The sequence below is a fragment of the Paraburkholderia xenovorans LB400 genome, from assembly GCF_000013645.1.
Lineage (GTDB): Bacteria > Pseudomonadota > Gammaproteobacteria > Burkholderiales > Burkholderiaceae > Paraburkholderia > Paraburkholderia xenovorans.
The window spans coordinates 1,973,602-1,997,173 of sequence record NC_007952.1; the positions used below are offsets into that span (position 1 = coordinate 1,973,602).

Genomic DNA, 23,572 nt, shown 5'->3' on the forward strand with positions numbered 1-23,572 from the left:
CTGCGCGGCCCGCTTCGATGGAAAGCGAATTATGCCTGCGGGCGCGGAAAGGATCGACGGTTGACGACTTCCCGGCGCCGGTCCTATCGGGAATTGATGACGATGACGAACGTCCGCTGACGCGGTTGCACCAGGCTGGAGCACTGTATAAAAACACAGTATAATGACCTGCCCGAACCGCCCTTCTGCTTACTGGGCGGCTACCAGCCTATGCCGGAAACATGGTGTCCCAGCAAGCCCTATTCGCGCCCGAGCCCGTCACCCTTCTCCACGACGAAGAAGGCGGAATCCGCTATTTGCCCGAGTCGATTCCGGCTGCCACCGCGCAGCAGTGGTTCGAGGAGTCGCTGAGAAATACCGGCTGGCTCAGTCGGCAGCGCATGATGTACGACCGCGAGGTTGCCGTACCACGGCTTATCGCCACCTTCGCGCGCGAAGCCGGCGACCTGCCCGCGCCATTGGGCGAGGCGTTCGAGGCGGCTCGCGCGCTGGCGGGCGCGCCGTTCAATCGCGTCGGCCTCAATCTCTATCGCGACGGCAATGACAGCGTTGCGCTTCACAGCGACAAGACGGACAAGCTCGTGCCCGCTCAACCGATCGCGATCGTCTCGCTCGGCGCGAGCCGCCGCATGTCGATCCGCCCGAAAGCGGGCTCCGGGCGAATCGTGCATATCGAACTGGAACCCGGCAGTTGCCTTGTCATGAGCTATGCGTCGCAATTCACTCATGAGCATGGCATTCCCAAACTTGGGGACGTGAGCGGGCCGCGCATCAGCCTCGCGTTTCGCTGCTTCAGCGGCCAAGGCTAATGATCAGCGGCCGGGCAAGCGGAGCGCCGAAGCTCAGCGCTTCGCCTCCTGCTCCATAGTCGGGTAATCGATATACCCTTCGGCGCCGCCGCCGTACATCGTGTCTTTATCCGGCTCGTTCAGCGGTGCACCGCTCCTGAGCCGCGCCACCAGATCGGGGTTGGAAATGAAGGGCCGGCCGAAGGCGATCAGATCAGCCCGCTTCGCCTTGAGCGTTCGTTGCGCGAGTTCCATGTCGTAGCCGTTGTTGGCCATGAACAGGCCGTCGAACGCCTCGCGCAGAACCTGCAGGTCGAAGCCGCCCGGCACGTCGCGCGGGCCGCCCGTGTCGCCTTCGATCACATGCAGATACACCAGCTTGCGCGCGCTCAGTTGCTGCACGACATACGTGAACAGCGGCTCGGGATTGCTATCGGCAATATCGCCAAAACTGCTGAGCGGCGAAATCCGCACGCCCACCCGGTCGCTGCCCCATACGCCGGTCACGGCATCGGCCACTTCGAGCAGCAGGCGCGCGCGATTCCCGATCGAGCCGCCATATTGATCGGTGCGCCGATTGGTCTTGTCGCGCAGGAACTGGTCGAGCAGGTAGCCATTGGCCGCATGAATCTCCACGCCGTCGAAACCCGCTGCCTTCGCGTTTTGCGCAGCAACGCGGTATTGCTCGACAATGCCAGCTATCTCCGAAGTTTCGAGCGCGCGAGGTGTGACGAGCGGCACAAAGCCTTCGTTCGTATAAGCCTGGCCTTCGGGCTTGATCGCCGAGGGCGCGACCGGCAGCGCGTTGCCCGGCTGCAGCGACGGGTGCGAAATGCGGCCCACATGCCACAGTTGCAGAAAGATGCGCCCGCCCTTCTCGTGCACGGCGCCGGTAATGCGCTTCCACGCCTGCACCTGGGCGTCGTTGTAAATGCCGGGCGTGAACACATAGCCTTTGCCCTGCGGCGAAATCTGCGTCGCCTCAGCAATGATGAGACCCGCCGACGCACGCTGCGCGTAGTACTCAATGGCCAGCTCGCCCGGCACATCGCCCTCTTTCGCGCGGCTGCGCGTGAGCGGCGCCATCACGATGCGATTGGGCAATTGCAGCGGTCCCAGCTCGACGGGTTCGAACAGGTAACTATCTATACGCGCGGAATCAGTTGACATGGCATTCCCTGAAAGAAGAGACAAAGCATTGCAAGGCAGCCTGGCATCTTTGCAAGGCTTTCGTGCAATGGGCGCCGGAATTGGCTTGCCAGACGTAGGCAAATCGACAGGCAGCGTGCGCAGAGACAGCAGGATACGGACCGCGGCGTGTCAGGCGTGTCAGATCAGTGCGATCCTGCCGGTTGCCAGATCGTAAATCCCGCCGACAACCTTGACCTTCCCGCTCTTCACATATTGCCCGATGAGCGGTTTGGACACCGTCAGCCGGTTGGTGTTCAACCTGACGTTGTCGATCGTGGCTTGCGCAGCCAGATCGGCGCCGTGCTCCGCGTTCGCCATGCGTACGGCCGGCTCGATCGCGCGCACCAGTTCGGGAAGATGGCCGGGCAAACGCACGCTGTCGTGAAGCACCTTGACCGTGGCGCTCACCGCGCCGCATTGCGTATGTCCGAGCACCATGATGAGCGGCACGCCGAGGAACTCGACGCCATATTCGAGGCTCGCGAGAATATCGTCGTTGACGAAATTGCCCGCCACGCGCACCACGAACAGGTCGCCCGGCCCCTGATCGAAAGCCAGCTCCGGTGCGACACGCGAGTCCGCGCAGCCGACAATCGCGGCAATCGGATATTGCGCCGAGACGCGCGCGGCGCGTCCGGCGGAATAGTCCTTGTTCAACGAGGTGTTCGCGGCATAACGGGCATTGCCTTGCATCAGCCTGCCGAGCGCTTCGGCGGGTGGAATCGAATTCGGCGCGTTGGCGGCGGCCGGCTCCGCCGCCATTGCATCATGCCGGGACAAGCCCGCCAGCGTGATCGACGACGCGCCGGCCAGCAGCAGATTCCGCCGCGCAGGGGAACACAGATGAGACAGATGACGGTCGCACATGGCTCGCCTCCCATGTCATGAGCAATGCTCCCCGCGGTGCCATCCGGTTCAGCTCAACCGGAGAGAGCCCGCCCACGCAAGGGCAGCGTCCCATCGTGCGCCTCGCACGTTCAAACATCAAGCTAGACGGCGTAGATGTCGGGGTTGTCCACCAGGGGCAGGAACTTGCCCGTGCGCCCGTCGAGCGCGAGCATCACGCCGCTTTCAATGTCGAAGATCCAGCCGTGCAGCTGGAGCGTTTTGTTCGCGAGCCCGACTGCCACCGAAGGATGCGTGCGAATGTTCGCGAGCTGCGCGATCACGTTGTCCTTGACCAGCGCCTCGAGACACTCCGCGTCCGAATGATAGGTGCGCGATGCGTTGATGGCCTTGGCCGCATCCGCGTGGCGCAGCCAGCCCGCCACCGCCGGCAGATGATCCAGGTTCATGCAGGTGGAGATCGCCGTCATTGCGCCGCAATTCGAATGGCCGCAAATCACGATATCGCGCACGCGCAACACGGCCACCGCATACTCGACGGTTGCCGACACGCCGCCCGGCTCCGGACCATAAGACGGCACGATGTTGCCGGCATTGCGGATCACGAACAGCGAACCGGGTTCGGTCTGCGTGAGCAACTCCGGCACGACGCGGCTGTCCGAGCACGTCACGAACAGCGTGCTGGGGCTCTGCGCCGTTGACAGACGCTTGAACAAGCCGCTTTGCTGCGGGAAGACTTCACGTTGAAAGCGGATAAAACCTTCGATAATTTCCTGCACGGTGTTCTCCAGATTCGAAGAATGAGCCTGCAGCGCCCGCGGCGAGAGTCCGGGGCATGCATGCGGTCTATTCGCGCGACTATACCGCAGCCGCGGACCCGGCGACCATACATGCGCGCACGCCGAGGCGGCGCCGTCATCCTCATGCCGTCGTCATCTGCCACCGCAAATAAAAAAGCCCCAGCTGTCTCCAGCCGGGGCAAACTCTCTCGCTCGCACACCGGGAACCGTGCGTGCATGACTACTTTACCGGTGCCGACGAAGCGGATATATACGCCACGCTGGAAGAGTCCTTTCCAACCGCACGCGACGCGCGCTGCGTTGCGCTGATGCACGGACTCACAGGCAGACTCGCGCGCATCCCGCCACTCGACAACGCATCAGCGCAACACAGCCAGCCGCATCGCGCCTCGTTGCACCTTACCGCATTGAACCCGCCGGATTAACGGCTATACATCGCGTTCCAGTCGCTCGGGGACACGGCTGGGCGGCCGTTTTCCAACGAACCCGCCACGCTGCCGCCGTAACCGCTGGTGCCGCCGTTGCGGGCGGCAACGCGTGCTTCGGCGGCCTGGATCGCATCCGGGTAATGGGCCTGGTCGCCGTCGCCGACGTGATAGCCGGCCTGTTCGAGTTGAACCAGTTCGGCGCGCACCTGTGCGCGTGTGATGCCGGAATTCGATTGGGCAAAAACCGTGGCCGAAGCAGCCAGCGAAGCAACGATAACTGCGGCCTTGATCAGGGACTTCATGATGAAACTACCTCCGATAATTGATGATAAGCGGCGCTTCGAATCACTCTCCGCGCAAGCGCTGAACTCAATATAGGAGCCGAATCCTCATAGAATAACGGCCGCTCATCGAAGGGATTGTTGTTGAATCTGGAGAAGTCGCCGGCCGCGCGCCGCGCGATATCAGCCGATATCACGCAGTGCACGGACGGACGATTGTCACGCTCAGAAGCGCGTGCGGATACCCACGGCGCCCACCACCTGATTGCCCGTCGAAGACGCGCCGCCAGCCGTGTTGATGAACGCGGTGTAGCCCTTGCCGGTCACGTGCTGGTACATCGCTTCGGCGTAGACGTCGGTGCGCAGCGACAGCGCATAGACGGCCTGCAGGTTCACCTGATTCCATTTCGAATCGGAACCGTAGGTCGACGTGCCGCCCACATGCGCGTCCGTGTACGTGTAAGCCGCACCGAGCGTCACCGCCGGCGTGAGGGCGTACTTGCCGTTCAGTTCGTAGTTATCGAAGCGCATCGAGCCGTGCGTGGCGCCGAACGAAGTGGTGTTCTGGAACTGGCTGTGCGTGTAGACGAAGCCTGCCGTCACCGGGCCGAACGCGTAGCTCAAGCCGGCGCCGGCCGTACGCTGCACATCGGCGCCGAGCTGGAAGCCGCCCGTGCCGTTGGCCGTGGATTCGCCGAGATCGACCGCGCCGCCCGTGTTGGTGGTCGAGTTCGAACCGTTGATCTGCAGGTAGCCCGCGGCCGCCTTGAACGGACCGTTGGCATAGCTCACGCCCGCGCTATACGCACGATTGATCGAGAAATCCGTGTTGTTCGAGAACGCGTACAAGCCGCCGAACTTCAGGCCGGCATAGTTGGAGCTCATGAACTTCACCGAATTGCTCATCCGCACCGAGTGGTTCAGATTGTCGTTATCGAACGGGTGCGCAAAACCGGTATCGCCGAACGTGCCCGCCGTGCCCGACAGCGGCGCGACGAAGTCGACCAGCGAGTCGTACTGCCGGCCGAGCGTGACCGCGCCGTACTCCTTGTTGCTCAAGCCGACAAACGCCTGGCGGCCGAACAGACGGCCGTTCTGGCCGAGCTTGCCGTTCTGCACGTTATAGCCGTTCTCGAGCACGAAGATCGCCTGCAGGCCGCCGCCGAGATCTTCGGCGCCGCGCAAGCCGAAGCGGCTGCCGTTGATATTGCCGCTCGTGGCCTGAACCAGCGCGCCTTCCGAGCCGCCCTTCTTCACGTTGTTGGTGTACATCAGGCCGGCGTCGATGAGGCCGTACAGCGTGACCGAACTTTGCGCATGTGCCGAGGCGGCAGCGAGGGCTACGAATGCCGCGACTGCGGCGGAAATCTTTTTCACGTCTATGCTCCTGCGTAGCTGGAATGTCATGTTGAACAGCGACGCGAGTATAGAAACGCCGACGCCAAAACCTGACATTCGAACTTTGGAGCAGACCTTTCCGAAATCCGGAAGAATCCGTCATCTAAACGCAGCAATCGCGATGCGGTGCGCCTGGACGAGGTGTTGGAAAGGTAAAAACGCGCGCAAGGCGGGAATGCGCCGGATAAAAGGGTTGCATGTGAACAACAGGCATTTGAAGCTCGCCGGTCCATCCCGTGGATGGCGAGGGAGCGATTTTTGCCGCCCGTGTATCCGGCTTGCGAGCCCGGCGGTTGCGCCGGACTCGCCGTCAATCAGATCAGGAACCCGACCTGCAAGACCGCAGTTGTCAGTTGAAATCGCCGCTTTCGAGTTCCACGGACTGGCCGCCGTTTTTTTCGAGCACTCGCCGCGTAGCGTTTTCAATCCGCGCGCGATTCGCCTCGAAGGTATTGACAAGGTTGTGGGCCGACGGACCGTCGTTGCCGAAATGGTCGTTCAGCGCGTCCAGCGACACGCTGCACCAGACGTCTGCCCCGTCGACATTGGCTTCGAAGGCGACGCGTGCCGCCGCGACCACTTCGCGGCGTCCGGTGAATTCGATCCTCATGATGACCCTCCATTTGTCGAAAGAAAGCTTCGAACGCGCAAGCGCTGTGCCAAGGCGGCGAGGCGTGCGCGGGCCGCCGGCCTTCAGCGCACATTCCCGGCAGGGTGCATACTCGACACCGGCCGCCCTCGTACGGCCGTGCCGATGCGTCGCACATGGCCGCCAACGGCCACGCTGCCCGACGTGCCTTATATCCTGATACCCACTCCCCGCTCATGTCCCGCAACCCGCAATCGTCGCGTCCTCTGGTCATTGCCGCCGTCATGGCGTCTATGGCGATGGTCGCCATCGAAGCCACCATCGTTTCCACCGCCATGCCCCAGATCGTCGCGCAACTCGGCGACCTGCATCTGTACAGCTGGGTCTTCTCGTCGTTCCTGCTCACGCAGACCGCGATGACCGTGGTCTTCGGCAAGCTCGCCGATCTGTATGGCCGCAAGCCGGTCATGCTGGCCGGCATCGCGATCTTTCTGATCGGCTCGGTGCTGGCCGGCTTCGCCTGGTCGATGCCGGCAATGATCGCGTTCCGCCTGATTCAGGGCGTCGGCGCGGGTGCGATCCAGCCGGTCACGCTGACCATCGTCGCCGATCTCTATCCCGCACACGAACGCGGCAAGGTGCAAGGCTACCTCGCGAGCGTATGGGCCATTTCGGCGGTGGTGGGTCCGATGGTCGGCGGCTTCATCATTCACAACATGTCGTGGGCATGGATCTTCTGGATGAACGTGCCGATCGGGCTCGCCTCCGCGGCGGGCTTCATCGCGTTCCTGCGCGAATCGGAACGGCATGCGCGCCCGTCGATCGATTTCGGCGGCGCAACGCTCTTCATGGCGGCGATCGCCGCGCTCATGATGGCGCTGACCTATGCGGGCGACGACGAGGTCGCGCGTGCGTCGCTCGCGAGCGGCGCCTTCGTGTTGTGCATGGTGGCGTTCGTCTGGCAGGAGCGCCGCGCGGCCGAGCCGATGATCTCCTTCGCGCTGTGGGGCCGCCGGCCGATTGCCGCATGCAATGGCGCGACCCTGCTTGCCGGCATGATCCTGATGGGCGCCACCACGTTTCTGCCCATGTACGTGCAGGGCGTGCTGCATCGCTCGCCGGTGATCGCCGGCCTGGCGCTGACCATGATGATGGTGGGCTGGCCGGCCGGCGCCACGTTCGCGGCGAAGTCGTTCCACCGCTTCGGCTTGCGGCGCATTCTGATTGGCGGCAGCGCGTTCATTCCCATCGGCGCGGTGCTGTTGCTGTTTCTGTCGCCCGGCGGCTCGCCGCTCGTCGCCGCGTTCGGTTCGCTCATCATGGGCTTCGGCATGGGCACGTCGAGCGTCAGTTCGCTGGTGCTGATTCAGGAGATCGTCAGAATGGACGAACGCGGCAGCGCCACCGCGTCGAATCTTTTCTCGCGCAATCTCGGCAGCACGCTGGGCGCGACACTGTTCGGCGCGGTGCTCAATTTCGGACTCAGCCACTCGAAGGGCGTCGCCGTGGTCACGTCGGATCAGTTGAGGGCGTTGCTGCAGAATCAGGCCACCAGTCCCGGCGACGGCGACGTGATCCGCATGGTGCTGCATCAGTCGCTGCACCTGACGTTTCTCTCGATCTTCGTCATCGGCATCTTCACGGTCGTGCTCATGGCGCTCGTGCCCGCGATCAGCCTCGGGACCGGAAAGACAATACCGCTCGAAACGCTGTCGCCGATCGAGGACTGACGGCGCGGCGGGCGGCGGCTCACGGCTCCAGCGCATTCCCGTCCGGATCGGATGGGTAACCCGGCGCCGAAGCGGGCAGGCAGTCGTCAGCCCGCCTCGCCTTGCGCCGTCAGCAACTCGATGCCATCCAGTTGCGCCGCGCAGGTATCGCGCACGATCGTGACGAAATCGTCGAAATAAGGCCGGCTCGCAAAACCCTTGGCGGCCACCGCGTACAACTCGCTCCACAGCCCCTGCGTGCCGACCCGTTTGGCCAGCACGTAATCGTGATCGACGTAGTTCTTCACGCCCCAGTTCGGCAGCGCCGCGATCCCGCGGCGGCTCGCCACCAGTTGCATGACGGCGATGGTCAGTTCCGCCGTGCGCCGCTCGAGCTTGATGCCGGCCGGCTCCAGCACTTCGCGGATCAGATCGATGCGCGCCTCGGGCACCGGATAGGTGATCAGCGTCTCGTCGCGCAGATCGTCCGCCACCACGCGGCGCTTGTTGCGCAGCCGGTGCTCGTTGGCCATCACCACCAGAATCTCGAAGCGGAACAGCGGTGCGACATGCAGGTTGCGCCGCCTGGCCGGTTGCGAGCCGATCACCACGTCCGCCTTGCCGTCGCTCAGCAGACGCAGCGGGTCCGCGTGGAAACCGGCGACGAGATCCACTTCGACTTCCGGCCAGCGGCGGCGGAACTCGTCCATGACCGGCATCAGCCAGTCGAAACAGGTATGGCATTCCAGCACGATGCGCAACTCGCCGCGCGTGTCGCCCTTCAGCCGCACGAGGTCGCGCTCCGCCGCGCTCACCGCCGCGATCGTCTCGCGGCCGAGCGCCAGCAGCCGCTCGCCGGCGGCCGTGAAACGCAGACCCTGTCTGGTGCGCTCGAAGAGCGACACCTCGTAGTGCGCCTCGATATCGCGGATCTGGTGCGACAGCGCGGACTGGCTCAGATGCACGCGCTCTGCGGCGGCCACCAGCTTGCCCGAATCGGCAATGGCGATCAGCGAACGCAGGTGGCGAAGCTCAAGCATGGAATGGCCTAGCGTTGAACGGAAAAGTGTAGATATGAATCTGGCTCATACATTGGTGAAAACATGTCGCTTGATGAATCATAGCGCGACTTTCACACTGGGCGCCAATTCATACAACGCACAACAGGACTTCACATGGCCCGCACGCACATTCCCGGCTTTCCCCGCATCGGCGCGCAGCGCGAACTGAAATTCGCGCAGGAATCGTTCTGGCGCGGCGAATCCGGCGAGCCGCATCTGCGTGGCGTCGCGCGCGAATTGCGCGCGCGTCACTGGCAATTGCAACAGGACGCCGGACTGGATTTCGTCACCGTCGGCGATTTCGCCTACTACGACCAGATGCTCAATCTGAGCGCGCTGCTCGGCGCCTTGCCGCAGCGTTTCGGCTTCGAACCGAAGACGCTGTCGCTCGCCGAGTACTACGAGCTTGCGCGCGGCAACGCGGCGCAGCCGGCCATGGAAATGACCAAATGGTTCGACACGAACTATCACTACCTCGTCCCCGAACTGGGACCGCAGACGAGTTTCGACGGCGGCGTGGAGTGGTTGTTCGAGGAGATCGACGAAGCGCTCGCGCTGAATCTGCCGGTCAAGCCGGTGCTGATCGGGCCGATCACTTATCTGTGGCTGTCCAAGAGCCATGTTGCCGGGTTCGACCGTTTGTCGCTGCTGCCGAAGCTCGTGATCCGCTACGCCCGTCTGCTCGACAAGCTCAGGCAGAGCGGCATCGAATGGGTGCAGCTCGACGAGCCGGCCTTGTGCGTGGATTTGCCCGCGGAATGGCTCGACGCGTTTTCCGCCGCGTATGAGGTGCTCGGCACGTCGGGCGTGAAGGTGCTGCTCGCCACGTATTTCGAAAGCGCGGCGGAGCACGCGCCGCGTGTAGCCGCGCTGCCCGTTGCCGGTGTGCATCTCGACCTCGTGCGTGCCCCGCAGCAGCTCGACGCATGGCGCGCGGCGTTGCCTGCGCACGCGGTGCTGTCGGCCGGTGTGATCGACGGCCGCAATATCTGGCGCGCGGATCTCGGCGAGATCGTCGAGTCGCTGCAGAGCTTGCAGGCGGAATTCGGCGAGCGCTTGTGGATCGCACCGTCGTGCTCGCTGCTGCACGTGCCGGTCTCGCTCGACGCCGAGAAAAAACTCGACGCCGATCTGAAATCCTGGCTCGCGTTCGCCACCGAAAAACTCGCTGAAGTCGCCACGCTCGCCCTCGCGTTGCGCGATCCCGCCGCGGCCGAACCGGCGCTCGCCGCCACCGACCGCGCGCTCGAAGCACGCCGCCGCTCCAGCGCGGTAGTCAACGCGCTCGTGCAAAAACGCGTAGCTGCAGTGAGCAGCGCGATGGCGGAACGGCAAAGCCCGTTTGCCGAACGCAACCGTCTGCAGCGCGAAGCGCTCGGCCTGCCGCTCCTGCCGACCACCACGATCGGCTCGTTCCCGCAAACGGCGGCGATCCGCCAGGCGCGCGCCGCCTACAAACGTGGTGAACTGCGCGCACTCGACTATCTGCAGCGCATGCGCACCGAGATCGAAATCGCCGTGCGCAAACAGGAAGAGCTCGGGCTCGACGTGCTGGTGCATGGCGAAGCCGAGCGCAACGACATGGTCGAATATTTCGGCGAACAGTTGTGGGGCTATGCGTTCACGGAAAACGGCTGGGTGCAGAGTTACGGCTCGCGCTGCGTGAAACCGCCGATCATCTACGGCGATGTCTACCGGCCCGAACCGATGACGGTCGAGACCACGCGTTACGCGCAATCGCTCACGCAGCGCCTGATGAAAGGCATGCTGACCGGCCCGGTGACGATGCTGCAATGGTCGTTCGTGCGCGACGACCAGCCGCGCTCGACCACCGCGCTGCAACTCGCGCTCGCGATCCGCGACGAGGTCGTGGATCTGGAAAAGGCCGGCATTCGCATCATCCAGATCGACGAGCCGGCTTTCCGCGAAGGCTTGCCGCTGCGTCGCGCGGACTGGGCCGCGTATCTGGAATGGGCCACGCGCGCGTTCCGCATTTCGGCAGCGGGCGTCGCCGATCAAACGCAGATTCATACGCACATGTGTTATTCGGAGTTCAACGACATTCTGCCGTCGATCGCCGCGATGGATGCCGACGTAATCACCATCGAGACCTCGCGCTCGGCGATGGAACTGCTCGACGGCTTCGGCGCCTTCGCGTATCCGAACGAAATCGGCCCGGGCGTCTACGATATCCACTCGCCGCGCGTGCCGGGCGCGGACGCGATGCAGCGTCTGCTGGAACGCGCGTGCGAAGTGATTCCGGCCGAGCGCCTGTGGGTCAATCCGGATTGCGGGTTGAAGACGCGCGGCTGGCCGGAAACGGAGGCAGCGCTCGCGAACATGGTGCGGGCTGCCAAGGCATTGCGCGCGAAGCTGGCGGCGAGACAGGCGGACGAGTTGACCGCGTAATGTGATCGGCCATTGAACCAGCGTCGAAAGCCCCTTAACGCGCCATATCGTGCCGCGCGAAGGGGCTTTTTCATGCAGGCGGGTTCAATCTTTCGCGTACAGCGTCGAATCCGCGAAACCTTCCGCGGCGAGCACCTGGCCGACCAGAATCAGCGCGGTCCGCTCGATGGAACTGGACTGCACCTTGCCGACGATATCATCGAGCGTGCCGGTGAGCTTCTCCTCGTCCGGCCAGCTCGCGCGATAGATCACCGCGATCGGACAGGCGCCGCCGTAATGCGGCCGCAATTCATCGACAATACGCGCAAGATGCCGCACGCCGAGGTGAATCGCCATCGTCGCGCGATGACGCGCGAGGTCGGCGAGCTGTTCGCCTTCGGGCATGCTGGTCTTGCTCGCGAAGCGCGTGAGAATCAGCGTCTGCGAGATATCGGGCAGCGTGAGTTCGCAACCCAGCGCCGCCGCGCAGGCCGCCGTGGCGGTAACGCCCGGCACGATCTCGTAGGGAATCTTCAGCTCGCGCAGTCTGCGGATCTGCTCGCCGATCGCGCCATACAAGGACGGATCGCCCGAATGCACGCGCGCCACGTCCTGCCCTTTGAGGTGCGCGGCTTCGAGCAACGCGATGATCTGATCGAGGTCGAGTTCGGCGGTGTTCACCACCTGCACGGCTGCATGACCTTCGAGCACCGCGGCCGGCACGAGGGAGCCCGCGTACAGGATCACCGGACAACTGCGCACGAGCCGCTGCCCTTTCACCGTGATCAGTTCCGGGTCGCCAGGACCCGCGCCGATAAAAAACACCGTCATTCACTACTCCATGATTCGTTGGGTCGACATGGCCCGCATGTGCGACGCGGGCGCACGCTCAATCTGCCGCTTGCAGCGCCTCGAGCAGGTCGGCGACGCCTTCGAATTCCCGATCCGCCGCTGGCAGCTCAGGACGGCGCAGCATCACGACCGGCAAACGGCGTTCACGCGCGACTTCGAGTTTTGCTTCGGTCGCGTTGCCGCCGCTGTTTTTACTGACCACCACGTCGAAGGCTTGCAGCGCGAACAGCGCGCGCTCGCCTTCGAGCGTGAACGGGCCGCGCGCCGCGAGTATCCGTGCGCGCGGCGTGTCTTCGTGGGCATCGAGACAACGCACGGTCCAGAACTGATGCGGCGGAATCTCGTCGAGATGCGCGAGCGGTTCGCGGCCGAGCGTGAAAAGCGGCTTTCTGAACGGCGCAAGCGCATCCGTGAGCTCGGTCCAGTCGCCGACCTTGCGCCAATCGTCGCAGGCTTGCGGCTGCCAGGCCGGGCGGCGCAGCGCCCAATACGGCACACGCGCCGCGCGGCTCGCCCGCGCTGCATTCGCGCTGATTTGCGCGGCATACGGATGCGTCGCGTCGATCACGAGGCCAATGCCTTCGCTTTCGATGTAACGCGCCATGCCCTCGCTGCCGCCAAAGCCGCCCACTCGCACCGTGCACGGCAGATCGTCCGGCACCTTGCCGAGACCGGCGAGACTGTACACGTGCCCGGCACCGAGTTGCCGCGCGATCCGCAACGCGTCGCCAGTGCCGCCGAGCAGCAGAATCCGCTTCATTTTCATTGCGCGGCTCCAATCAGATTGCCCTGGCGGTCGGTCGCGAACATTTCCACGTTCACCTGCGGCGGCACGATAGCGCGCGCCACCGCCAGCGCATGCCGGCAGACGATATCGCCGAGCGGCACCTGTTGCGCGCGCGCCAATGCAACCGCCTGCTGACTCGTATTGGCCGCGCGGATCGCCGCCTGAAGCGCGGTGTCGGCGCCGTATTCAGCCGCCCATTGCGCGAGCTGTTCGAGATCGATGCTCGAATTGCGGCTATGCAGGTCGAGATGCCCCGCCGCCAGCTTGCTGAGTTTGCCGAAACCGCCGCATATGCTCAGGCGCTCGACCGGCGCGCGCTTCATATGCTTGAGCACCGCGCCGACGAAGTCGCCCATTTCGATCAGCGCGATGTCCGGCAGGCCGTAATGCGCGCGCATCGCATCTTCACTGGCGTTGCCGGTGCAGGCCGCCAGATGCGTGTAGCCGTTCGCGCGCGCGACGTCGATACCCTGATGGATCGACGCGATATACGCCGAGCACGAGAACGGCCGCACGATGCCGGTGGTGCCGAGAATCGACAGGCCGCCGAGAATGCCCAGGCGCGGGTTCATGGTTTTCAGCGCGAGCGCTTCGCCGCCTTCCACGCCGATGGTCACTTCGAAGCCGCCGCCATATGCCTGCTCGGCCGCGAGTTCGGCCAGGTGGTCGGTCATCATTTTGCGCGGTACCGGGTTGATCGCCGGTTCGCCAACCGCCAGCGTCAGTCCCGCGCGTGTCACCGTGCCGACACCCGGCCCCGCGCGAAACGTCACGCCCGGCGCGGCGACGAGGCGCACGCGGGCGAATACCACCGCGCCGTGCGTGACGTCGGGATCGTCGCCGGCGTCCTTGATGGTGCCGGCTTCTGCGCCGGCGTCGCTGCTATTGTCGTTGTCGTTGCCGTTGTCGATCAGGCGGCAGAACACCAGCGGCATCGGCACGTGCTGGCCCTTGGGCAACACGATCTCCGCGACGTCGCTGGCCACGCCCGTGAGCAACAGACGCGCCGCCGCCAGCGACGTCGCGGTGGCGCAACTGCCGGTCGTGTAACCGCTACGCAGCGGCGCGGGTTGTTCGGGCGTTTCTTCGCGCATCAGGGTTCGTGCTGTGAGTCGGCAACGGCGGGGTTCGTGACACTGGCGGCGTTCGCGGGATTCCTGACACTCGTGGCGTTGGTGGCGTTGGTGGCGTTGGTGGCGTTCGTGGCGTTCGCGGGGTTCGTGCTGCTCACGCTGTTCGTGCCGTCGATCGTGTCAATGATGTTAGCGGCGTTCATGGCACCCCCGCCGGCCGGCTTCGTCACATCCAGCAGCGTGATCGGCAACGCCTGCCGCCACGTGTCGAAACCGCCGAGCGGTTGTGCATCGGCGAGCGCGATCCGCGTCAACGTACCGCCGTGCCGTTCGCGCCATGCGGCCAGCGCCGCTTCGCCCTGCAGCGTGACCGCGTTGGCAACCAGTCGCCCGCCTTCGCGCAGACTCGCCCAGCACGCCTCCAGCACGCCCGGCACCGTCGCGCCGCCGCCGATGAACACGGCATCCGGCACCGGCAACCCCCGCAGCGCAGCCGGCGCGCGGCCCGCGACGAGTTGCAGGCCCGGCACACCCAACGCATCGCGATTGTGTTCGATGAAACGCTGACGCTCGGCATGTCCTTCAATAGCGATCGCACGGCAGGTTGGATGCGCGCGCATCCATTCGATGCCGATCGAGCCGCTGCCCGCGCCCACGTCCCACAGCAGTTCGCCGGGCGCCGGCGCGAGGCGCGCGAGCGTGATGGCGCGCACATCGCGTTTGGTCAGCTGGCCGTCGTGGCGAAACGCGTCGTCGGGCAAACCGCAGGTCAGCGGCAGACGTGGCGCGCCTTCGGTGGCGCGGCAATCGAGCGCGACCAGATTCAGCGCGGCCACCTCACCCCCGGACCACTGATCCGCGCGGCCGTCGATGCGCCGCTCCAACTCGCCGCCCAGATGTTCCAGCACGCTCATGCGGGTCGCCCCGAATCCGCGTGCGTTCAGCAATTCCGCGAGCGCCGCGGGCGTGCGCCCGTCCGCGCTCAGCACGAAGACGCGCGCGCCGTCGTGCAGATGCGCGTTCAGCGTGGGCAACGGGCGGCCCACCAGCGACACCGTCGCGACGTCCTGCAACGGCCAGCCGAGGCGCGCGGCCGCCAGCGACAACGACGACGGCGCGGGCAGCACCCGCAACTCGCCCGCCGGCAACTGCCGCGCGAGCGTCGCGCCCACGCCGAACAGCATCGGGTCGCCGCTCGCCAGCACGCACACCGCGCCGCTGCGCTCGGCCAGCAAAGGCGCAAGATCGAACGGACGCGGCCACGCGGCACGGCGCGCGGCGAGCCGCGCGGGCAACATGGCCAGATGGCGTTCGCCGCCGTAGACCACCGACGCTTCCAGCAAAGCACGCCGCGCGGCACGCCCCAAACCGGCGAAGCCGTCGTCGCCAATGCCCACCACCGTCAGCCAGGCCGGCATGCATCCATCCTCATTCTGTGTCTTCAAATAATGCGCTGTGCCGCGCCGATCAAAGCGCCCAGCCTCGTTGTGCTGTTCGAAAAAAGGCATAATACAGCCGCCGGTTGCCCTTCGGGGCCGAAGAGGGAACACAGTGCCACTGTGGCTGCCCCCGCAACTGTATGCAGCGAGTCCGCCTGCGCTTCACGCCACTGGTTCGACCGGGAAGGCCGCAGCGGACCATGACCTGCCAGCCAGGAGACCTGCCGGCGAGACTGTTCGTGCCAGCCTACATCGGGCGGGGTGTACCGATGCCGCAGCCATGCCCGCCTCACCGCATGCTCGGGCCGTCGCGCGACGCTAAACCGGTGTCCGTCTTGAATCAAGCAACGCCTTCCCCCGTTTTGTCCGACGCGGCCCCGACGCCGCGGCCTTCGGCGTGTCCGGGGCTACTGCGCATCGTCGCCGCGCGCGACGGCGGGATTTGCCGCATCAAGCTGCCCGGCGGTGAGTTGAGCGCGGCGCAGGCGCGGGCGATCGCCGAGGCCAGCGCGCGGCATGCGGCCGGGGTGATCGAGCTGACCAATCGTGCGAACGTGCAGGTGCGCGGGGTGAAGCGTGGCGAGGAAGCGGTGTTGATCGCGGCGCTCGTCGGTGCCGGTCTTGGGCCGACGTCGATCGCAGCCGACGACGTGCGCAACGTGATGATCAGCCCCGCCGCCGGACGCGATCCATCGGCCCTGCTCGACACCCGCCCGCTGTGCGCCGCTCTGCTTGCGATGCTGCAAAGCGAAGCGCGTTTCGCGGCGCTGTCGCCGAAATTCGCGCTGCTGCTGGACGGAGGCGAACGGCTCGCGAGAGTGGATCATCCGCACGATGTCTGGCTGGCGGCGTCGCGAGAGACGGACGGCGTGCGCTTCGTATTCGGCCTGGCAGGTTGTCCGCCTGCGAGTGCGAGTGCGAGTGCGGCTGCGAATGCGAGTGCGGCTGCGTTTTCCGGCTCGCCAACGCAAAGCGACCACATCACGACGGAACAGTCCCACGCAAACGGCACAGGCCCGTTAGCCGCGATACTCCCCTCGCAAGCGTCGGCACTGGTACGCGCACTGCTGCTCACGTTCCTCGACCTCGCCGCAGCCGACACCACACGCATGCGTCATCTGCTAACCCTGCATTCCGCCCACGCGCTATTGCATCACGCTCAACAGTATGTCGATTTCCCGCTGACACGAAACGTGTCGCCAGCCGACTGGCATCGCAGCACGCCAGCCGACGCCGGCCTGCGCCTCGGCGCTCACGCTCAACGTCAACCGGGAACCTGGCACGTAGGCGGCCAACCCGCTTCAGGCCGCCTCGACGCCGACACCCTGCACGCCCTCGCCGCGCTTTCGCAACAGCACGGCGACGGCACGCTGCGCGTCACACCGTGGCAAAGCGTGCTGCTGCCCGATATCGCAACGCACGCCGTCCCGCCTGTGCTGTCCGGCCTGAACGCGCTCGATCTCGCCTGCGATCCCGCGCAAGCCATCACCCGTCTGATCGCGTGCGCGGGATCGAGCGGCTGCGCGAAAAGCCTCGCCGACACCAAGACCGACGCGCTGCGCCTCGCCCGGCGCCTGCCGGCCGGCGTCGAAGCGCATCTGAGCGGCTGCCCGCGTTCGTGCGCCGCCGCCCATTGCGCGCCGTACACGCTGCTGGCCGCGGCGCCCGGCCTCTACGACCTTTATCGACGCGATCGACACGACGGCCGGCCCGGCTTCGGCGAATGCGTCGCGCGCCAACTGACGATCGACCAGGCTGCCGACATGCTCGACCGCCTGGCCCGGAGTAACACCAATGCTTGATTACATTCGCGACGGTCAGGAGATCTATCGCCAATCCTTCGCGACGATCCGCGCGGAAGCCGACTTGTCGCGCATTCCCGCCGACCTCGAAAAACTCGCGGTGCGCGTGATCCACGCGTGCGGCATGGTCGATGTGATCGACGATCTGCGGTTCTCCGAAGGCGCCGGCCCGGCCGGCCGCTCGGCGCTCGCGCGAGGCGCGCCGATTCTGTGCGATGCCGGCATGGTCGCGCAGGGCATCACGCGTACCCGGCTGCCGGCGAACAACGAAGTCATCTGCACGCTCGCGCATCCGGACGTGCCGCCGCTCGCGCGCGAACTCGGCAATACGCGCTCCGCGGCCGCGCTCGAATTGTGGCGGCCGCATCTGGCGGGCAGCGTCGTCGTGATCGGCAATGCACCAACCGCACTGTTTCATCTGCTCGATATGCTCGACGCCGGCGCGCCCAAACCGGCGCTCATACTCGGCTTTCCCGTGGGCTTTGTCGGCGCCGCCGAATCGAAAGCCATGCTTGCCGAAGACAGTCGCGGCGTGCCCTACGTGGTGGTGCATGGCCGGCGCGGCGGCAGCGCGATGGCGGCGGCCGCCGTGAACGCGCTCGCAACGGAGGTCGAATAAATGACGGCGCAAGGACGTTTGTTCGGACTCGGCGTCGGCCCCGGCGATCCGGAACTCATCACGCTGAAAGCGCTGCGTTTGCTGAAGTCGGCAGCGGTAGTCGCGTACTTCGTCGCGAAGGGCAAGAAAGGCAACGCGTTCAGCATTATCGAGGCGCATTTGCACGACGCGCAGCAGCATCTGCCGCTCGTCTATCCCGTCACCACCGAAGCGCTCGAACCGCCGCTGTCATACGAAGCGATCATCGCCGATTTCTATGACACCGCCGCGGAAGTCGTCGCCGCTCATCTCGACGCGGGCCGCGACGTCGCCGTGATCTGCGAAGGCGATCCGTTCTTCTACGGCTCGTACATGTATCTGCACGACCGGCTTGCGGCGCGCTACGAGAGCGAAGTCGTGCCCGGCGTGTGCGCGATGCTCGGCGGCGCGGCGGTGCTCGGTTCGCCGCTCGTGTATCGCAATCAGAGTCTGTCGGTGCTCTCGGGCGTGCTGCCCGAAGACGAATTGCGCCGGCGTCTGGCCGATGCCGACGCCGCCGTGGTGATGAAGCTCGGCCGCAACTTCGACAAGGTGCGGCGCGTGCTGGGCGAGCTCGGCCTCGCGGAGCGCGCGCTCTATGTCGAACGCGCGACGATGGGCAATCAGCGCATCGTGCCGCTCGCCGACGTGGATCCGATGGCGTCGCCGTATTTTTCGTTGCTCGTCGTGCCGGGGCAAAAATGGCAAGGATGACCGCGCCCGCGATTGTGATTCTCGGCGCAGGCGCGTTGGCGACGGCGCGTCGCATTCAGGCGCTGTATGCGGATAGCCAGGTGCATGGGTTGCAGGGACGCGTCGAGGCAGATGTGCCGTACCGCGAACTCGGGGCGCATTTGCGGGAGCTGTATGCGCGCGGCACGCCGATCGTGGCGTTGTGCGCGACGGGCATCGTGATTCGCTGTGTCGCGCCGTCGTTGTCGAACAAGGGCGTCGAGCCGCCGGTGCTGGCCGTCGCCGAAGACGGCAGCGCAGTCGTGCCGCTGCTCGGCGGTCTTGCCGGCGTCAACGTGATGGCGCGCGAGATTGCCGCAATGCTAGCCGTGCCGGCCGCCATCACCACGAGCGGCGAATTGCGTTTCGGCACCTGCGTGCTCAATCCACCCGATGGTTATACGCTCGCCGATATCGGGCAAGGCAAACGCTTCGTGTCGGATTTGCTGGCTGGTGAAAGCACACGTGTCGAAGGCGAAGCGCCGTGGCTCGACGGCGCGCAACTGCCGCGCTCCGCGTCGGCGCGTCTGGCGATTCGCGTGACGCCGCGTGTGTGGGACGGACGCGAGGATGAGCTGGTGATTCATCCACGCAGCGTGGTGGCAGCGGTGACGGGTGCGGGTGCGGGTGCGGGTGCGGGTGCGGGTGCGGGTGCGGGTGCGGGTGCGGGTGCGGGTGCGGGTGCGGGTGCGGGTGCGGGTGCCGGTGCCGGTGCCGGTGCCGGTGCGCAGATTGTGGCCCGCGTGCGTGACGCACTGGACGCGCATGGTCTCGCGCCGCTTTCGCTCGCGGCATTGCTCGCTTCCTCTGAACACATGACCGATCCGGCGCTTGCCGAAGCCGCCGCGAATCTGAACGTGCCGCTACGCTTCGCGCCGACGCGTCCCGAAGATGGCGAACCGCCGGCTAATCTGCTGCATGCCGCGCTACGCATTCCATACGAGACGCTGCATAACGATGCGACGGCTGGCGTCGCGCTGGCATTGGCACCGCTCGCCGTCGATCCGGACACGATCGGCCGTGCGCGCGGACGTCTGACCGTGATCGGCCTCGGCCCCGGCAGCGCCGATCTGATGGTGCCTGCCGCGCGCACGGCGCTGAACCTCGCCACCGATATCCTCGGCTACGACACCTACGTGAAAATGGCCGGCCCGTTGCGCGCCGACCAGCGCGTGCACGGCACGGACAATCGCGAGGAACTGCAGCGCGCGCGGCACGCGTTCGAACTGGCGAGCGAAGGACGCGCCGTGGTGATGGTGTCCTCAGGCGATCCCGGCGTTTTCGCGATGGCGTCGGCGGTGCTCGAAGTGTTAGAGGCATCGCAGAACACGGACTGGGCAGCGGTTGAACTGGAAATCTTGCCCGGCGTATCGGCGGCGATGGCGACGGCGGCGCGAGCGGGTGCGCCGTTGGGTCATGATTTTTGCATGCTGTCGCTATCCGACAATCTGAAGCCTTGGGCGATCATCGAAAAGCGCCTTATGCATGCGGCCGAAGCGGACCTGGTGATGGCGTTCTATAACCCGATTTCGCGCGCGCGGCCCTGGCAACTGGATAAAGCGTTGGACATTGTGCGGGAATATCGGGGTGCGCAGACGCAGGTGGTGCTGGGCCGGGACATTGGTCGACCCGGCAGCACGCTGCGGACGATCACGCTAGGCGAATTGCGCTCGTCCGATGTGGATATGCGCACGATGGTGATCGTGGGGTCGTCCACGACGCGGCGGTTCGGCAATGGGGATGAAGGGGGTGAGTGGGTTTATACGCCGCGGTGGTATGAGTGAGTGGGTGTGGACTATGAGGTTTTTCTGCGCATAAACCGACGTATCGCCAGGCAGCAAAGAACGACAGGTACGCCGATGCACAGAGTGGCGATCGCCCAATAAAGGTCCATGACGTACAAGATCAGATTCTCATCGAGATCTGAACGGGCGCCTCGACCTGTAGCCGATAGGTAGAATCTGACTACCGCCTTGACTGGACCCGGTATATGAAGTGGGTATCTCGTAAGCGGGCTCGCCAGTTGCCAACCGAGAAAGCTAATAACGACAAGCGCAAGCAGAGACGCAGCAAGTGTGACAGGCCAAGGCAGTTTGGGAATCGCCTCAGCGCTCTTCCTCGCAATGATGAGGCGGGAGATCCATCGTTTGAACCCAATCAGTACTACCGCAGTCAGCAACGTGGCAATCGCCCAGTAGAGCACCAATGCAAGCATTTCCATATCGTCAGGATTTGCCAGATCATTGTTGCCCGTAGTTGACAGTGCAAACCGAATGGATCTTTCGACAGAAAGCGGCATTTCCATAGGCAATAGCGTGAAGAGACACGTTATATACCATCCGCCAACCAGGGAGCCTACAAGATGCACAACGATGCAAAATGCCGTCAGCGCGTATTTTCTTATCATTTCACTTCGTCCGCGCCGCCGAGGTAAGTGGGTTTATCCGCCGTGCTGGCATGAATGAGTAGTGTGGGCTATGAGGTTTTCTTCCGCAGCGACCTGCGCACGGCAACGCAAGCTAAAAAGATAAGCGTGGCGACAAACAGCGTTGTTATGACCCAATAAAGTTCGATAGCGAAATACGTCATGTCGTCATCGAGACCTGATCCGCCGCCTTGGTCTGTGACTGACCGATAGGATCTAATGACGGCTTTGACAGGCATGGGGATATCAACTGTATATCTCGCGAACAGAAGCGAAAGGTACCAGCCAAGATCACAACTGACGACAAATGCAAGTAACGACATAACAAGCGTTACCAACACAGGTAACCTCGGACTCGGTTCACCGGTTGTCCTTGCGCTGAGATAGCGAGACAGCCACCGTTTGAATCCAAGCAGTGCGAGCGCAAAAATCAGGGTGACGATCAACCAGTAGAGCAGCAACGCAAGCACTGCCATATCGTCAGGATTGTCCAGATATTCAGTACCGGTGCAGGATAGCCAGAATCGGATAAAGGCTTCCACGTTCTCTGGCATTCCCATTGGGAGCATGTCGATAAGATACGTCGAGCGCCAACCTTCAATCGCCGATACCACGATCAAAGCGGTGTAAATCGAGATGCTGATGATCAGGCGCTTGTTCATTTCACGTCAACGGTTCCATCGCCTCTCAAGGCTGATTGATTTTTCTGCGCATGAACCGACGTATCGCCAGACAGCAAAGAACGACAGGTACGCCGATGCACAGAGTAGCGATCGCCCAATAAAGGTCCATGACGTACAAAATCAGATTCTCATCGAGATCTGAACGGGCGCCTCGACCTGTAGCCGATAGGTAGAATCTGACTACCGCCTTGACTGGACCCGGTATATGAAGTGGGTATCTCGTAAGCGGGCTCGCCAGTTGCCAACCGATATTGCTAATGACGAGAAGCGCAAATAAAGATGCTACGAGCGTTACGGACAAAGGCATCCTGGGTATCGCTTCACCACTTTTTCTGGCAACGAGATAACCAGGCAGCCACCGTTTGAATCCAATTAATGCCACCGCAATCAGCAATGTGGCGACCGCCCAATAGAGTAGTAACGCAAGCACTTCCATATCGTCGGGATTTCCCAGATATTCAGTGCCGGTGCATGACAGCCAGAATCGGATAAATGCTTCCACGCTCTCCGGCATTTCCATTGGGAGCATGTCGACAAGATACGTGGTCCGCAAACCAGCAATCACGGATATCACTATCAAAGCGGTGTAGGTCGAAATGCTGATGACGAGGCGCTTGTTCATTTCACGTCAACGGTTCCATAGGCTCGCAAAGTTGACCCCGGTACGGGTAAGGTCTGTCCTCGCGAACGAATGTATTTTTCAAGTAGTTCGAATTCTTTAGGGTTCGCAACCGTGATACATCCGTGACTCAGCCCAATGCGCCCGACTGGATGCAGCCGGAAGTTACCGCGCTTGATGCCATTGATGTTGGTCGTATCCCCCGTTGCAGGATTCCAGAGCATGAACCACTTTCGGCGGTCGGTAGAGCTAACGCCTTGTGCATTCCACCAGTCGTATATCAAACCCATGTAACCGCCTGACTGACGATCGACAAGATAATAGGTCCCTTTCGGGATCGGCCCAACATTTTCGACAGCCGTATCATCGGGATTATCCCGGCCCCGATCGGTTCCAGAAAACGCAGCGACCGACACCGTTCCGTCGCAAATGAAAAAAGAGGTGACCTCCCTATTAAGAACAAAAGTACACTTGACCGGCATTTCCTCTGCCCCTGCCCTGTCAATTTGTAGTGTTGTTCTTGATATACAGCGTGGCGGTCACCGCACCGCCGCTTCCCCCCAGCGCGTTCTGCACGAAGTACTCTTGCTTCATCGTCGAAAAAGAAAGACACACCTCTTCGTGGCACACCTCGCCGCCCCCGATCGGTTCGACCTGAGTAATGACCACGTCGTACATCGTGATCTTCAGGTATTCGAATGGCAGTCCCCCGGCTTTGCGCACGGTCAGCTTCGCCTGGTCGATATGCTTGCCCGTGAAGCAATATCTGGTCAGATTCGGACTGGCACGATCCAACTGATGCGTGAATTCCAGATCCGAAACCGTAGCCTTGCCGGCCCCACCACCGGAACCCGACATCATGGCTGCTTGCTGCGACACCTTCCAGCGCCAACCGATTACATCGATTTCGTTCAGGTGCGAAACGTCCTGCGACTCGCCGTCGATACCGCCAATCTTGATAAAAGTGTCCTGCACCATTAACCATCCCCGTGACGTTTGCGACTCTGTTCAGATGGTCGTCACGCGGGCATGCACAGGCATTCG

General features: G+C 63.8%; 23 protein-coding genes and 1 riboswitch. Of the genes, 7 read left to right on the plus strand and 16 right to left on the minus strand.

Annotation, left to right across the window (positions count from 1 at the left end):
- The first annotated feature begins 221 nt into the window (after positions 1-221).
- Positions 222-809, plus strand: a complete 588-nt coding sequence (locus tag BXE_RS30705) for an alpha-ketoglutarate-dependent dioxygenase AlkB family protein (RefSeq protein ID WP_011492017.1) — start codon at positions 222-224, stop codon at positions 807-809.
- A 33-nt stretch (positions 810-842) separates the two neighbouring features.
- Here the strand turns inward: BXE_RS30705 and BXE_RS30710 are convergent, their stop codons facing one another.
- The 6 genes from BXE_RS30710 to BXE_RS30740 form a co-directional block, all read right to left on the minus strand.
- Positions 843-1,958 (minus strand): alkene reductase, encoded by a 1,116-nt coding sequence (locus BXE_RS30710; RefSeq protein ID WP_011492018.1) that lies wholly within the window; start codon positions 1,956-1,958, stop codon positions 843-845.
- A 159-nt stretch (positions 1,959-2,117) separates the two neighbouring features.
- The gene (locus BXE_RS30715) at positions 2,118-2,846 is read right to left on the minus strand and encodes a carbonic anhydrase (protein WP_011492019.1); all 729 of its coding nucleotides are present in this window, start codon (positions 2,844-2,846) and stop codon (positions 2,118-2,120) included.
- Between the two features lie 122 nt (positions 2,847-2,968).
- A complete protein-coding gene (locus tag BXE_RS30720) occupies positions 2,969-3,604 on the minus strand; it encodes a carbonic anhydrase (RefSeq protein WP_011492020.1) in 636 nt (211 codons plus the stop codon).
- 442 nt (positions 3,605-4,046) lie between these two features.
- Entirely contained in the window at positions 4,047-4,355 is a 309-nt protein-coding gene (locus BXE_RS30730) for a DUF4148 domain-containing protein (protein ID WP_011492021.1), read from the minus strand.
- A gap of 204 nt (positions 4,356-4,559) precedes the next feature.
- The gene (locus BXE_RS30735) at positions 4,560-5,711 is read right to left on the minus strand and encodes a porin (RefSeq protein ID WP_040124661.1); all 1,152 of its coding nucleotides are present in this window, start codon (positions 5,709-5,711) and stop codon (positions 4,560-4,562) included.
- Positions 5,712-6,081: 370 nt separating this feature from the next.
- Positions 6,082-6,342 carry a DUF1488 domain-containing protein gene (locus tag BXE_RS30740; RefSeq protein ID WP_011492023.1) on the minus strand — a complete coding sequence of 87 codons (261 nt, stop codon included), beginning with the start codon at positions 6,340-6,342 and terminating at the stop codon, positions 6,082-6,084.
- 215 nt (positions 6,343-6,557) lie between these two features.
- On the opposite strand from BXE_RS30740, the gene BXE_RS30745 reads away from it, so the two are divergent.
- Positions 6,558-8,051, plus strand: coding sequence for an MDR family MFS transporter (locus BXE_RS30745; RefSeq protein WP_040124659.1), 1,494 nt, complete (start codon positions 6,558-6,560; stop codon positions 8,049-8,051).
- An 86-nt stretch (positions 8,052-8,137) separates the two neighbouring features.
- On the opposite strand, the gene BXE_RS30750 is transcribed toward BXE_RS30745, so the two are convergent.
- The gene (locus BXE_RS30750; RefSeq protein ID WP_011492025.1) at positions 8,138-9,070 is read right to left on the minus strand and encodes a LysR family transcriptional regulator; all 933 of its coding nucleotides are present in this window, start codon (positions 9,068-9,070) and stop codon (positions 8,138-8,140) included.
- 135 nt (positions 9,071-9,205) lie between these two features.
- Here BXE_RS30750 and metE point away from each other — a divergent pair, with 135 nt between their 5' ends.
- On the plus strand, positions 9,206-11,500 hold the full coding sequence (gene metE / locus BXE_RS30755) for a 5-methyltetrahydropteroyltriglutamate--homocysteine S-methyltransferase (RefSeq protein ID WP_011492026.1): 2,295 nt from the start codon (positions 9,206-9,208) through the stop codon (positions 11,498-11,500).
- A gap of 84 nt (positions 11,501-11,584) precedes the next feature.
- Here the strand turns inward: metE and cobM are convergent, their stop codons facing one another.
- From cobM to BXE_RS30775, 4 genes are read right to left on the minus strand one after another with little or no spacing between them, the layout of a single operon-like run.
- Positions 11,585-12,310: a precorrin-4 C(11)-methyltransferase gene (cobM, locus tag BXE_RS30760; protein ID WP_011492027.1), complete on the minus strand. Its 726-nt coding sequence runs from the start codon at positions 12,308-12,310 to the stop codon at positions 11,585-11,587.
- Between the two features lie 58 nt (positions 12,311-12,368).
- Positions 12,369-13,091 (minus strand): cobalt-precorrin-6A reductase, encoded by a 723-nt coding sequence (locus BXE_RS30765; protein ID WP_040125305.1) that lies wholly within the window; start codon positions 13,089-13,091, stop codon positions 12,369-12,371.
- Between the two features lie 2 nt (positions 13,092-13,093).
- Positions 13,094-14,212 (minus strand): cobalt-precorrin-5B (C(1))-methyltransferase, encoded by a 1,119-nt coding sequence (locus BXE_RS30770; RefSeq protein ID WP_011492029.1) that lies wholly within the window; start codon positions 14,210-14,212, stop codon positions 13,094-13,096.
- The gene (locus BXE_RS30775; protein ID WP_011492030.1) at positions 14,212-15,609 is read right to left on the minus strand and encodes a bifunctional cobalt-precorrin-7 (C(5))-methyltransferase/cobalt-precorrin-6B (C(15))-methyltransferase; all 1,398 of its coding nucleotides are present in this window, start codon (positions 15,607-15,609) and stop codon (positions 14,212-14,214) included. Before BXE_RS30775 ends, BXE_RS30770 begins: the two co-directional genes overlap by 1 nt.
- Before the next feature lie 84 nt (positions 15,610-15,693).
- A riboswitch (cobalamin riboswitch) is annotated at positions 15,694-15,874 on the plus strand.
- A gap of 52 nt (positions 15,875-15,926) precedes the next feature.
- Between BXE_RS30775 and BXE_RS30780 the strand changes: the two genes are divergently transcribed.
- From BXE_RS30780 to cobJ, 4 genes are read left to right on the plus strand one after another with little or no spacing between them, the layout of a single operon-like run.
- On the plus strand, positions 15,927-17,432 hold the full coding sequence (locus tag BXE_RS30780) for an oxidoreductase (protein WP_407668644.1): 1,506 nt from the start codon (positions 15,927-15,929) through the stop codon (positions 17,430-17,432).
- A complete protein-coding gene (locus BXE_RS30785) occupies positions 17,425-18,051 on the plus strand; it encodes a precorrin-8X methylmutase (RefSeq protein WP_011492032.1) in 627 nt (208 codons plus the stop codon). The genes BXE_RS30780 and BXE_RS30785 overlap by 8 nt, the downstream gene beginning before the upstream one ends.
- Complete coding sequence (locus BXE_RS30790; RefSeq protein ID WP_007177442.1) at positions 18,052-18,783, plus strand: precorrin-2 C(20)-methyltransferase; 732 nt, start codon at positions 18,052-18,054, stop codon at positions 18,781-18,783.
- Positions 18,780-20,585: a precorrin-3B C(17)-methyltransferase gene (cobJ, locus tag BXE_RS30795; RefSeq protein ID WP_040124656.1), complete on the plus strand. Its 1,806-nt coding sequence runs from the start codon at positions 18,780-18,782 to the stop codon at positions 20,583-20,585. The genes BXE_RS30790 and cobJ overlap by 4 nt, the downstream gene beginning before the upstream one ends.
- Positions 20,586-20,596: 11 nt before the next feature.
- Here the strand turns inward: cobJ and BXE_RS30800 are convergent, their stop codons facing one another.
- From BXE_RS30800 to BXE_RS30815, 5 genes are all read right to left on the minus strand, one after another.
- Positions 20,597-21,208, minus strand: coding sequence for a hypothetical protein (locus tag BXE_RS30800; protein ID WP_011492034.1), 612 nt, complete (start codon positions 21,206-21,208; stop codon positions 20,597-20,599).
- A gap of 68 nt (positions 21,209-21,276) precedes the next feature.
- On the minus strand, positions 21,277-21,888 hold the full coding sequence (locus BXE_RS30805) for a hypothetical protein (protein ID WP_011492035.1): 612 nt from the start codon (positions 21,886-21,888) through the stop codon (positions 21,277-21,279).
- A gap of 25 nt (positions 21,889-21,913) precedes the next feature.
- Positions 21,914-22,531, minus strand: a complete 618-nt coding sequence (locus tag BXE_RS30810) for a hypothetical protein (RefSeq protein ID WP_011492036.1) — start codon at positions 22,529-22,531, stop codon at positions 21,914-21,916.
- A complete protein-coding gene (locus BXE_RS44685; protein WP_007177446.1) occupies positions 22,528-23,010 on the minus strand; it encodes a DUF2778 domain-containing protein in 483 nt (160 codons plus the stop codon). Before BXE_RS44685 ends, BXE_RS30810 begins: the two co-directional genes overlap by 4 nt.
- 19 nt (positions 23,011-23,029) lie before the next feature.
- Positions 23,030-23,506 carry an Hcp family type VI secretion system effector gene (locus BXE_RS30815; protein WP_011492038.1) on the minus strand — a complete coding sequence of 159 codons (477 nt, stop codon included), beginning with the start codon at positions 23,504-23,506 and terminating at the stop codon, positions 23,030-23,032.
- Between the last annotated feature and the right edge of the window lie 66 nt (positions 23,507-23,572).